Here is a 12,424-nt window from a genome sequence, read left to right as displayed (position 1 = left end):
GAATAAAAATGAGTAAGAATAAACATATGTTATTAGGTATTGGACTTACAGTCGTATTAACTGCAGTTGGATATATTACACTTTTAGAACCAATGATTAGTTATTTTAAAATAAACCAGAGTGCAGTTAATATAGATATTCAAACAAGTAAAACAAAAAGTACACTTCCTATACCACCACTATTAGAGGATAAAAATCCAGATCCTAATATTGCGGATTTTACTTTAGAACCTCAAGAAAGAGAAACTTCATTTTTACCAAATACCAAGACACGAACTATGGGGTACAACGGAAGTTTCTTAGGCCCTGTCATCAGAGTAAGTAAAGGTGAGCAAGTAAATGTGCACGTAAATAACAAGCTAAAAGAAGCAACTACAGTTCACTGGCATGGACTAGAGGTAGAAGGAGAAAAGGATGGGGGCCCTCATCAAGGAATTGAACCAGGAACAACTTGGGAGCCTAGTTTTACAGTAAATCAACAGGCTGCAACATTGTGGTATCATCCGCACTTTGGAGGAAATACTGCTACCCAAGTTTATAAAGGTTTAGCAGGACTATTCTATGTGGATGATGAAGTATCAAAAAGCTTAAATATTCCTAAGGAATATGGAGTAAATGATATACCTTTAGTAATTCAAGATAGAAGCTTTGGCAAGGACGGCAGTTTTATTTATAATACAAATATGATGGATGGAGCAACAGGGGATACTATCATAGTTAACGGAGCTATTAAACCTAATTTAGAGGTTAATAGAGTCAAGATGAGATTTAGAATAGTTAATGGTGCTAATGCAAGTAACTTTAATTTGAAGTTAGATAATAGAGATGGATTTTATCAAATAGCATCTGATGGTGGATTTTTAGAAAAACCGGTTAGTAAGAGAAATATTATGTTATCACCTGGGGAAAGAGCAGAGATAATAGTGGACTTTTCAAAGTATGAAAAGGGAATGCAGCTATCACTTATGAGTAATAAGGAAGCCATTATGACCTTTAATGTTAAAGGCGATGGGAAAGATGATACTGAAGTACCTAGCACTTTAACGAATATAGAAAGAATGTCAGAAGCACAAGCTACTAAGATAAGAAGTTTTGAGCTTCAAGGTATGGGTCACATGGTATCAATAAACGGTAAAAAGTTTGATATGAATAGAATTGATGAAACAGTGAAGCTTGGAGATACAGAGATTTGGGAAATTACAAACCCAGGATCTATGATGCATGAAATGGGACACCCATTCCATATTCATGGCACCCAGGTTCAAATTCTATCAAGAAACGGTAATGCGCCTTCTCCAGAGGAGAGCGGATGGAAAGATACTGTATATATTGAGCCTAACGAAAAAGTAAGACTTATAGTTAAGTTTAATAAGAAGGGTAGTTATATGTACCACTGTCACATTCTTGAACATGAAGAAGCAGGTATGATGGGACAAATTAAAGTAGAATAATAAATAATATTGAAGATCATGTCTTAAGCTTCGATGATATAGATCGACTAGAAAAAATATTAGAGATAAAAAAATCTTTCGCAGTAGAAGAAGTGGATTGCAATTGTCCAGAAAGACAATGCGAGTGTCATTTACATCATCATTAAGAATAAGGAGGAATTTAAAATGAACAATAACAACAAACATTTATCCCACTGTCACCATAATCATGGCGACATGGATCATTCAAAACATGAGCACGTAAGCACGGAAGAACATGGAGACCATAAGAATCAACATCAAGAACATCATGCTGAGCATGATCACAGCGGGCACAGCGGGCACAGTGGGCATGACCACAGTGGGCATCACGGAGGGCATGAACACCATCATCACGGTAACTTTAAGGAACTTTTCTTAAAATCATTGCCACTAGGAATCATTATTATGCTCTTATCCCCTATGGCTGGGTTTGACCTACCATTCCAGTTTACTTTTCCATATTCTGATATTGTAGTAGCTATTTTATCTACTATATTAATTATTTATGGTGGACGTCCATTCTATCAAGGCGCAGTTGACGAATTTAAACAAAAAGAACCTGGAATGATGGCTCTAGTTTCTTTAGGTATAAGTGTTTCATATTTATACAGTATTTATGCTGTTATCATTACCTACGTAACGGGTGGACACGTGATGGACTTTTTCTTTGAATTTGCTTCATTATTATTAATCATGTTATTAGGTCACTGGATTGAGATGAAAGCTATTGGAGAAGCAGGAGACGCACAAGCAGCATTGGCTAAGTTGGTACCAAAAGATGCTCACGTTGTGTTAGAAGATGATTCAATTGAAATACGTCCAGTTGCTGACTTACAGGTAGGCGATTTAATTCGTGTTCAAGCCGGAGAAAATGTGCCAGCAGACGGAACTATCGAGCGTGGCGAATCACGTGTAAATGAAGCTCTTTTGACTGGAGAATCAAAAGCAGTTAAAAAAGGTCCTGGCGATGAAGTAATCGGAGGCTCAACAAATGGAGAAGGGGTTCTTTATATTAAAGTGAATGAGACAGGTGATCAATCCTTTATCTCTCAAGTACAGACTTTAATTAGCCAAGCTCAAAGTCAGCCTTCCAGGGCAGAAAATATTGCGCAAAAGGTTGCAGGGTGGCTCTTCTATATTGCTGTTATTGTCGCGCTAATTGCTTTTGTAGTGTGGATGATTATTGGAGATATCCCAACGGCAGTTATATTTACTATTACTACATTAGTTATTGCTTGTCCGCACGCATTGGGTCTGGCTATTCCATTGGTAACCGCCCGAAGCACAAGCTTAGGGGCTAGCCGTGGCTTACTAGTAAAAGACCGCCAAGCCTTAGAAATAGCTCAAGATGCAGATGTGATAATTTTAGATAAAACGGGTACTTTAACAACTGGTGAATTTAAAGTATTAGATGTAAAACTTCTTAATGACAAATATACAAAAGAGGAAATCATTGCCTTATTGGCAGGTATTGAAGGAGGATCTAGCCACCCAATTGCTCAATCAATTATAAGGTTCGCCGAGCAGCAAGATATACGTCCAGCATCTTTTGATTCGATTGATGTGATTTCCGGTTCTGGAGTAGAGGGTAAAGCAGGTGGGCACCGTTACCAATTAATCAGTCAAAAAGCCTATGGACGTAATCTTGATATGGATATTCCAAAAGGAGCAACTCTTAGTGTCTTAGTAGAAAACGATGATGCCATTGGTGCTGTAGCTTTAGGGGACGAATTAAAACCAACGAGTAAAGAGTTAATTAAAGCTCTTAAAAAGAACAATATTCAACCAATTATGGCAACAGGTGATAATGAAAAAGCGGCTCAAGGCGCGGCAGAAGTTTTAGGGATTGAGTATAGATCAAATCAATCTCCACAAGACAAATATGAGTTAGTTAAAACACTTAAAGATGAAGGAAAGAAAGTTATCATGGTAGGTGATGGTGTAAATGATGCTCCTTCTCTTGCCTTAGCAGATGTTGGTATAGCTGTAGGTGCTGGAACTCAAGTTGCATTGGATTCAGCTGATGTCATATTGACTCAATCCGATCCAGGAGATATTGAATCATTCATTGAATTAGCACACAAAACAACTCGTAAAATGAAACAAAACCTATTTTGGGGAGCTGGTTATAACTTTATAGCTATCCCTCTAGCTGCAGGAATTTTGGCTCCTATTGGTATCACATTAAGCCCTGCATTAGGAGGAATCCTAATGTCTGTGTCAACAGTCATCGTCGCCATTAATGCTATGTTATTAAGTTTAGATCCAAAAAATAACGGTTAACAGATCGAATGATTGAAACTCCTTAAAGTATCAAGATACAATAGTTTTACAGGAGAAAAAGAGATGTAAGTACTGGCTCTTTGTAAAATCGTGTTGGTAGAAGTAGACGATTTTTCTACCAACACGATTTTTAATTTATTATAGAACTGATTATTTTTAGGATATAAGTACCTGAAGCATAGAGATGAGTATGGCTATAGTCAAAATAAAGCAGTAACAGCCTTGAAATATATAAATCTATCATTCAAAGAATTGATTTATGAACAATACGATTACTATGTTAAAAAAAATAAGAAAGATCCTTTGGATCGGGCTATCGATTATATGCTGAAATTTCAGAGAACTGATGCAAATTTTGAGATTCCCAAGCTTCTTGCTGTTGTTGATTCTATTCAAAAATATGTTTTTAGCCAATCAAAAATGAAGTGCGGGGACTATAGCGTGTTTGCTTCTTTATTAGAAAATGAACAAGTTGATGAAAGATTACAATTCTTAATTGATTATGGGGTACCTTGTTCAGCAGTCAAGAAAGTAAAATTACCAGAGGAGTTAACTGGTTATCCTAATATTATCCAATATCTAAAGGATAATATTTCGCAAATAAGTTCAAAGCTAATTCCTTATGAAATGAAGTTGATGAATGAGGCAATTTTTTAAGTGGATAATAATTTTTAAAATGTTGACAAGAGTTGTGTTTAATCGTACTGTATATATACTTCTAGTACACATCTAACAATGTTTTAAAACTAAAATCTTCTTACCTTCTGTAAGAAGATTTTTGCATGGAATTAAAACTAATATCAAATTCATTAACGGTTTTTTTATAATTTCCAAAAAATGGCAGAATATAGTTGAGTTATAGAAGGAGTTTATCATGAACTTACATGATTTACATTTCTACAAGCAACTACTTCTGCCTTTTGTAATGAGGAATCAGAGTCAAATAATTTCACTTGGTGGTCATCTATGGATGAACTAGTGAGATTTTTGGAAGAAATGCTCCTGAAATATGGAGATAATATTGATTTCTCTACTTTGACGATCAAGGAAGAAAACCTGTACACTGATGAGTAGTTGCTTGTATTCTTTTCTAAAAAGAGTTAAAATACCCTTAAGATTATAAGGGTATTTTTTGGTCAAACTTTTCAAGGAGAAATTAAATGAAGCGAAAGAAAGCCTATATCTATACAAGGGTATCTACAAATATGCAAGTTGAAGGATTTTCATTAGACGCTCAAGAAACAAGAATTCATCAATATGCCAATGCTTTTGATATTGAGATTGTGAAAACCTATCAAGACGCTGGAAAATCTGGTAAAACCATGCTAGGTAGAACGGAATTTATGGCCATGATATCAGATATCGAAGCAGAGAAAGATAAGGTGGACTATGTACTTGTATTCAAATTATCACGTTTTGGTCGGAATGCTGCGGATACTTTAAAATCTCTAGCTATTATGGAATCTCATGGTGTAAATCTGATTTGTGTTGATGATGGACTGGATAGTTCAAAGGATTCAGGAAAGTTAGTTATTACTATCTTGTCGGCAGTTGCTGAAATGGAAAGAGAAAATATTATTTCTCAAGCTATGGAAGGTCGCAGACAAAAAGCGAGAGCTGGTCAATGGAATGGTGGATTTGCGCCTGTAGGATATTCCCTTGTTAATGGTCAATTACAAGTAAATCATGAAGAAGCTGAATCCGTAAAGATGATTTTTGATTTATTTGCCAACAGTGATATGGGCACTATAGCTATTGCCAAGCATTTAGCCAACCTAGATATAAAGAAACCAATTCGACACAATAGTACCCTTCCATATTTTTCATCCAGTGGCATTGCAAGAATCTTAGATAATCCAGTTTACAATGGAAAAATTGCTTTTGGACGGCGTGAAAGCACTCGAGATAAAATTTCTGGTGAAACGAAAGTCACACAGTCTGAAAATTATATACTAACAGACGGAATACATGAAGCAATTATTGACGATGAGACTTGGAAAAAAGTGAGGAAAAAACGAGAAGCTAATGCCCATAAGTATAAACGTGAGAACCCAAGTAAGAACGATTCTATTTATGTACTTTCAGGGTTGATAAAATGTCCATTATGCAATGCTGGGCTTTATGGAAATAAAAGTATCAAGCGAAATAAAAATAAGAAAGATGAATACTATAAAAACTATTACTACTATGCTTGTAAACATAGAAAACATGTAGATGGTCATAAGTGCACATTTAATAAACAGCTTAAAACAGGAAATTTAGACCATGAAGTATTATCAATCATTAGTAAGTTAGTTTCAAGACCTGATTTTGCACGAAAACTGCAAGAGAAAATAAATATTCAGGTTGATACAAGTAGGATAGACAGTGAAATTGAACAATATAAGAGTCTCTTTCGCCAGCTCAATGCAACCAAATTGAATTTAATCCAACAAATTGACTCCTTAAATTTTGAAGATCCTCATTTTCAGCAAAAGTCAATTGATTTAGATATAAGATTAAATACTATTTATGATAAATTAGCAGATGTAGAAATGCTAATTGAGACAAGTGAATCTAAACGAGAGGTAATCCTAAAAGATAAAATGACCGCAGATAATATTTATAAAATATTGGTCAACTTTGCATCATTTATGGATGTCATGGAAGATATCGACAAGAAGCGATTGTGTCAGATGTTGATTGAAAAAGTCGAAATTTATGATGACAAAAATAAAGCAGGATGTTGGGTGAAAGCCATTCATTTCAAGCTTCCAATCATTGAGGAAGACTTAGAAATTAGTTTGGACAATAGTACACCGGTTGAGGCGGTTGTGAAATTACAAAAGAAGGAATGCTGAAAAACCTTGATTTTATACAGTTTTTTCAAACATTTTGCATTTGTTCCAGATGATCTGGGAGGACTTTAAAAAGTCCCCAAAAAAAGAGATTGAAGTCAACGTCCTTATCTTGCCTGTTTGTGGAAGGCACAAAAGTTAGATATATCAAAGTATATGAGAACATTTTAATAAGTGTTCTCGCTTTTTTTATTTTCAGGAGGAAATCATGCAAAAAGAAGAAAAATAATCGCGTCAAATGGTGATGTGTCATCTTAGGGCTATCATGGGAATTGATATTGAGGAAGCAACTCATACTCTTCGAAAATCAAAATTATCCGTTGTCAACTTACCTTGATGAACCCAAGTTCTATCGTCGGCTTCGTTTCCTAGGCTACTTTTGATTTTCATTGAGTATCAGCTAGTTGCTGAAATGGAAGAGGTAGGACTAATCCGATTTGGTGAATTTGGAAATGTTGGACTTTTAGTGTTGGAGGGACAATCATGAAATGGATAACTGTTAATCACTATCCAATACCAATGACAAAACGAATAAACACTTTATATAGTCAATTAGTTTGTCTTTGACTACTTCGACGTAAGGGGAAACTCCGTTTCCTTATTTCCAACTTCAAACACTCCACTGGAGTATTTGAACTCTCCTGCCGTACTTTACGAAAGTGACTTGCTTCGCATGTCTTATTTCCAACCTAGAACATCCTTTAGGCTGTTCTAGCAACCTGCAACTCGTTGCCTTGTACTAAAAGCAAACTAAAGACTATAAAATCTGTACAGAAAAAGCGTTGTCTTTCCAGTTTTTCGTCTTAGAATCCTTCTAATGTTTCTTGCGGTGACGATATCATCTCTCTGAGATGTTTTTTATACTTTCAAGTGGCTAACTTCATTTTAGAACTTTTAAAGAAAAGTATATATTTTATATAAAAGGTTTCATAGGATGAGTAAGCTAAAAGAGTTATGCAAGGAGCAGGGGCATAGACTTTTACCACTTCCTCCGTACTCACCTGAGTATAATCCCATTGAGAAAACATGGGCTCATACTTAACAAAAATCAAAAATAGCGTTATAATAGTATTATGACAAAAGAACTTACCCAAACACAAGTCGAAGAATTAAAGCAAGCCCTTAAAGATAAAAATAATGCTCCGCATCATAGAAAAATTCAAGCCCTTATTCTCTACTCTGAATGCCATAATTTAACATCTGTAGCTAAATCAGTAGGCTTTGTCCATCAGACAGTCCGCAACTTATTAAATCGCTATCTAAGTGGTGGCTTAGAAGCTCTCTTAAAGGAGAATCGTGGTGGTCGCCGCCGCTCCTATATGACGCATGAGGAGGAAGAAGATTTCCTTAAAGAGCAACTCTCTTCCTCTTTGAATGGAGAATTCGTTACCGTTAACACCCTCTTTAAAGCTTATCAAGAGAGAGTTGGGCACAAGACAACCCGAGAAGGTTTCTATGCTCTCCTGAAACGTCATGGTTGGCGTAAAGTTAGCCCACGTCCCCAACATCCGAAAAAAGCAGACGCCGAAACCATTTTAGCGTCTAAAAATAAAATCTTTATTCGAGGAGAGAATGAGTAAGCGCTTTATTGATGGAAAAGAATATCAAAAAATCCGCCTTATGTATCAAGATGAGGCGGGTTTTGGGCGTATCAGTAAACTTGGTTCGTGTTGGTCTCCAAAAGGTTATCGTCCTCACGTAGCAAGTCATCACATTCGTGAATACCGCTATTGTTATGGAGCTGTGGATGCCCATACAGGCGACTCGTTTTTCATCATAGCAGGCGGATGTAATAGTGATTGGATGAATGAATTTTTACGCCAACTATCGGCAGCTTATCCAGAAGATTATATTATTTTAGTCATGGATAATGCCATCTGGCATAAATCTCAGACCTTAAATATTCCTAAGAATATTGAATTTACCTTCATTCCACCCTACACACCTGAAATGAATCCTATTGAGCAAGTCTGGGCTGAGATTCGTAAACTTGGTTTCAAGAATAAAGTATTTAGGACCTTAAATGAGGTAATCGATAAACTTCAAGAGGTTATTCAAACCTTAACCGCTTATCAACTCAAATCAATTGTAGATAGAGACTGGACTTCCGCTATTTTTGATTTTAACTGAGTATCAAATCAAAAAACACCTCAGAAAAGTATTGCCAAATTACGATACTTTTCTTGAGGCACTTTTGTCCTGCTCCTGTTTCAATTAACTATACAAACCGTACCAATTGATTATCTTAAACTAGATATGAACCGCTATATTTCAGAGGCCTATTCTACGATTTTAACGGCTAAGCAACAAGGAGAGGTTGCTCACCGCTATATTCTAGGAGTTTATCGCCTTTACGATATGCTGACAAGAGCCTATCCTGAAATTCTCATTGAATCTTGTGCAGGCGGCGGAGCGCGCTTTGATGCGGGTATGCTCTACTACAGTCCGCAGATTTGGACCAGCGATGATACTGATGCAGTAGAACGGTTAACGATTCAATCAGGGACCTCACTAATCTATCCGTTGTCTACGATGGGAAGTCATGTCTCGGCTGTCCCTAATCATCAAGTAGCGCGTGTGACATCACTAGACATGCGTAAAAATGTTGCTACTTTCGGAGTTTTTGGTTATGAATTAAACCCTCTCACTTTAAGTGAAGAAGAAAAGACTCTTATTCGTCAGCAGATAAAAGAATACAAATCTTACCAAAACTTGATTCTTTTCGGTGATTTTTATCGCCTAGATATATTAGATGATAATCATGTGGTTTGGATGGTGGTTAGTTAGGATAGAAGTGAGGCTTTGGTTGGGTATTACAAAATATTGGCAGAGGCAAATCCTATCTATGAACGCATCAAATTGACTGGCCTTAATGAATCCAGTATGTATCAAGTCTCTAATGGGAAGCAAATCTCATGTCGATATGGCAAGGATTTGCAGTCTATTGGTTTGTTGCTAGGTCAAAATTTTCTTGGACATGAGCAAGATTATTGGTCACGGGAAATGCCAGGCGATTTTTCATCAAAACTTTATTATTTGCAGCAAATTTAGCTGAAAATATGGTAGAGTAGAAGGGAGAATCGGAGGAATTTATGATGCAAAAATATACGATTATTGCCAATGACATGCGTAAGAAAATTTTAGAAGGCGTCTATAAAGCAAACGACCAACTTCCCTTTGAAAAAGACCTTTGTACTCATTATGATACCAGTAAGATGACTGTTAAGAAGGCGCTAGATATTCTAGTCTCCGAGGGGTTGATTATCAAACGTCGTGGAGCTGGAACATTTGTTAAAGATTTATCTGTTGAGGATATGAAGAGCCTCTTAATCAGCAGTCAGATGATAGGAACAACCGCTTATTATCCTGACAAAAAAGTGACTAGCCAAGTTTTGGAGTTTAGTATTCAGCCAGCTAGTCAGTCAATCGCAGAAAAGTTAAATATTAGTCAAGATACCTTTATCTATAACATTTATCGGGTTCGTCAGATAGACGGGGTTCCAAAGGTTATTGAACGTACCTATATGCCGGTGGATGTGATTCCTGGTTTAAGATTGGAACATGTAGAGGAATCAATTTACGCCTATATTATTGGTGATTTGGGACTCAAAATTCACAATGCACATCGTAAAATTTCGGTACGCAAAGCAACATCAGAAGAAGAAAATTATTTGAACATTCCTTCGGGAGATCCTGTTGCAATTACAGAACAGATAGGTTATTTATCCACAGGCGTAGCCTTTGAATATTCTATTACTGTGCATACTCAGGATTCTTTCAATTTAGAAGTCGTTTTGACTCACAATTGATCCTTCAGAAAAGCGAATACCCTGTCCTAAAAAAGGCCAGACCGCTTATGTAGTCAGTACGCAAGTCGCTAACTCTCTCAATGAATTGTTTTCTGACTTACAAAATAGGATTAGACTTATGGAAACACTCATTTAGCTTATGATTAGTCATTCTGATAGCCTGTGAATTCACGTATTTAGAACCCGTCTTTGACATGAAGAACCTGTATTCACAGTTCAGCACTTCTATCTAAGGCTAGTTTTTGAGCTACTCATCGTTAGTTTTTTTCAAAATACAGTCAGTATTCTCTCAAAAAACTGCCTTGATTAGCGAAAAACGATCTCTTATCTATAAACACTTCGCTTGTGAATACAGGTTCTAAGAAAAATATGGTGATTAGTTATGCAATTAATAAGAGAAGATCATATTGTTTTCTTTGGAGATAGTATTACAGAATGGGGACGTGATAAGGCCGACCCAACGAGTTTAGGTCATGGCTATGCTAATTTTGTAGCAGGACACTTGGCCTACCACTACCCACAATATGCCTTTACCTTTAGCAATAGAGGTATCGGTGGTGACAAAGTCGCCAACCTCAACGAACGAATACAGGAGTGCTTGAATTTAAAGCCAGACATGGTCATTCTGATGGTTGGTATTAACGATGTTTGGCATAATATTGGACGAGAATCCTTTGGAAGTCAGACTGAGCAGAAACGTTTTGAAGCAGAATACCGCAAACTTTTAACGAACTTGCAAGCAGCAGGGATACTACGAATCTTGGTTATGGAACCCTTTGTTCTGCCATATCCATTAGATAGGCAAGATTGGCGAGTAGATTTGGATGCTAAGATTCAAATTATTCGTCGTCTAGTTATGGAATTTGGTTTAGAAATAGTCCCCCTTGATGGACTTATGAATGAACAGGCTGTTCTTCATTCAGCACAATATTATACAGGCGATGATGGCGTTCATCCAACTTTAGCAGGCGCAGCCTTCATTGCAAATGAAGTGGTGAAGCGACTGACTATTTCTGATGTTCCATTAAGCAAGGAGGTCTGACAGTGAAAAAAGAATTAGCGATTCAAGAGTGGGGAACTTATCAAGGATCAGGGGTCAAACCAACTGATTTTGATGTTTACTGGGAAGAGGCCAAGGCAGAAGTGGAGGCTTTAGGAACAGATTACTGCCTGCAATTGATTGATTTTCCCTCACAAATTGGAGAGGCTTATGAGTTGACCTTTAGGGGAGTTGATGACGCAAAAATTGTTTGCCAATTTGTGAAACCAAAACGGCTTGAGAAATTTCCCTTGATTTTTCAATTTCATGGTTACCATTGTAATTCTGGAGACTTAGTTGATAAGTTACCTTTTGTTGGTGAGGGGTTTGGAATTGTTGCTATGGATGTTAGAGGCCAAGGCGGACAGTCTCAAGATACCTTGCAAACATCAGGTGGGACCTTGAAAGGTCATCTGATTCGTGGTATTGAAGGTGGGAAAGAAAATCTTTTCTACCGTAAAGTTTACCAAGACATCTATCAGTTGATTAAGATTGTTCAAAGCATGTCGGATGTTGAGCATGAAAATTTATATGTAAGTGGTGTTTCTCAAGGAGGTGCTTTAGCTTTGGTTTGTGCCAGTCTTTGTCCTAACATCAAAAAAGCATTTGTGCAGTATCCTTTTTTGAGTGATTTTAGAGAAGCTTACAACCTTGATGTAACTCAGTCAGCCTATGAAGAATTGGCTTATTGGTTCCATTTTAGAGATCCCTTGCATGAAAAAGAGGAAGAAGCGTTTGATAATCTGGAATACATTGATATTCAGCATTTTGCACCAGCTATTAAAGCAGACGTACTTTGGGGAATGGGATTAGAGGATCATATTTGCCATCCAAAGACACAATTCGCTGTTTATAATAACATTCAATCCCCAAAACAGTTGCTGTTTTATCCAGAGTATGGGCATGAGTACCTTCCCAAATACAATGACCTCGTTTTTAGAATTTTAAAAGGAGAGAGGATTTAATCTAATGAAAAAATTCCCA

7 protein-coding genes and 5 pseudogenes are annotated in these 12,424 nt (G+C 36.7%); all 12 read left to right on the top strand.

Annotated elements, in window-relative coordinates; all coding sequences use genetic code 11:
- Positions 1–8: 8 nt before the first annotated feature.
- Positions 9–926: pseudogene (locus ABZ559_RS09575) on the top strand (multicopper oxidase domain-containing protein); the annotation flags it as partial.
- 24 nt (positions 927–950) lie between these two features.
- Positions 951–1,597, top strand: a pseudogene (locus ABZ559_RS09570) (multicopper oxidase domain-containing protein).
- A 19-nt stretch (positions 1,598–1,616) separates the two neighbouring features.
- Positions 1,617–3,755, top strand: coding sequence for a heavy metal translocating P-type ATPase (locus ABZ559_RS09565; protein WP_029177191.1), 2,139 nt, complete (start codon positions 1,617–1,619; stop codon positions 3,753–3,755).
- A gap of 252 nt (positions 3,756–4,007) precedes the next feature.
- Positions 4,008–4,412, top strand: coding sequence for a hypothetical protein (locus tag ABZ559_RS09560; RefSeq protein WP_044680342.1), 405 nt, complete (start codon positions 4,008–4,010; stop codon positions 4,410–4,412).
- Positions 4,413–4,915: 503 nt separating this feature from the next.
- Positions 4,916–6,595: a recombinase family protein gene (locus tag ABZ559_RS09555; RefSeq protein WP_367006156.1), complete on the top strand. Its 1,680-nt coding sequence runs from the start codon at positions 4,916–4,918 to the stop codon at positions 6,593–6,595.
- Between the two features lie 919 nt (positions 6,596–7,514).
- Positions 7,515–7,628: pseudogene (locus ABZ559_RS09550) on the top strand (transposase); the annotation flags it as partial.
- Positions 7,629–7,665: 37 nt separating this feature from the next.
- Positions 7,666–8,722 (top strand): annotated as a pseudogene (locus ABZ559_RS09545) (IS630 family transposase).
- Between the two features lie 126 nt (positions 8,723–8,848).
- Positions 8,849–9,379, top strand: coding sequence for an alpha-galactosidase (locus ABZ559_RS09540; RefSeq protein ID WP_367006154.1), 531 nt, complete (start codon positions 8,849–8,851; stop codon positions 9,377–9,379).
- A gap of 12 nt (positions 9,380–9,391) precedes the next feature.
- Positions 9,392–9,643 (top strand): annotated as a pseudogene (locus tag ABZ559_RS09535) (GH36 C-terminal domain-containing protein); the annotation flags it as partial.
- A gap of 44 nt (positions 9,644–9,687) precedes the next feature.
- Positions 9,688–10,401 (top strand): GntR family transcriptional regulator, encoded by a 714-nt coding sequence (locus ABZ559_RS09530; RefSeq protein WP_273403235.1) that lies wholly within the window; start codon positions 9,688–9,690, stop codon positions 10,399–10,401.
- A 382-nt stretch (positions 10,402–10,783) separates the two neighbouring features.
- Positions 10,784–11,443, top strand: coding sequence for an SGNH/GDSL hydrolase family protein (locus tag ABZ559_RS09525; RefSeq protein ID WP_273403232.1), 660 nt, complete (start codon positions 10,784–10,786; stop codon positions 11,441–11,443).
- A 2-nt stretch (positions 11,444–11,445) separates the two neighbouring features.
- Complete coding sequence (locus ABZ559_RS09520; protein ID WP_367006152.1) at positions 11,446–12,405, top strand: acetylxylan esterase; 960 nt, start codon at positions 11,446–11,448, stop codon at positions 12,403–12,405.
- Positions 12,406–12,424 lie beyond the last annotated feature (19 nt).

It is taken from the genome of Streptococcus sp. ZY19097, assembly GCF_040731245.1.
In the GTDB taxonomy this organism is placed as follows: domain Bacteria; phylum Bacillota; class Bacilli; order Lactobacillales; family Streptococcaceae; genus Streptococcus; species Streptococcus orisratti.
The sequence above is the reverse complement of the archived record's forward strand: the minus strand, read 5'-3'. Positions and strand labels throughout refer to the sequence as shown.

Bases quoted from the DNA above. Each gene is read 5' to 3' on its own strand.
- ABZ559_RS09540 (WP_367006154.1), top strand. From the start codon at position 8,849: ATGAACCGCTATATTTCAGAGGCCTATTCTACGATTTTAACGGCTAAG.
- ABZ559_RS09530 (WP_273403235.1), top strand. From the start codon at position 9,688: ATGCAAAAATATACGATTATTGCCAATGACATGCGTAAGAAAATTTTA.
- ABZ559_RS09555 (WP_367006156.1), top strand. From the start codon at position 4,916: ATGAAGCGAAAGAAAGCCTATATCTATACAAGGGTATCTACAAATATG.
- ABZ559_RS09565 (WP_029177191.1), top strand. From the start codon at position 1,617: ATGAACAATAACAACAAACATTTATCCCACTGTCACCATAATCATGGC.
- ABZ559_RS09525 (WP_273403232.1), top strand. From the start codon at position 10,784: ATGCAATTAATAAGAGAAGATCATATTGTTTTCTTTGGAGATAGTATT.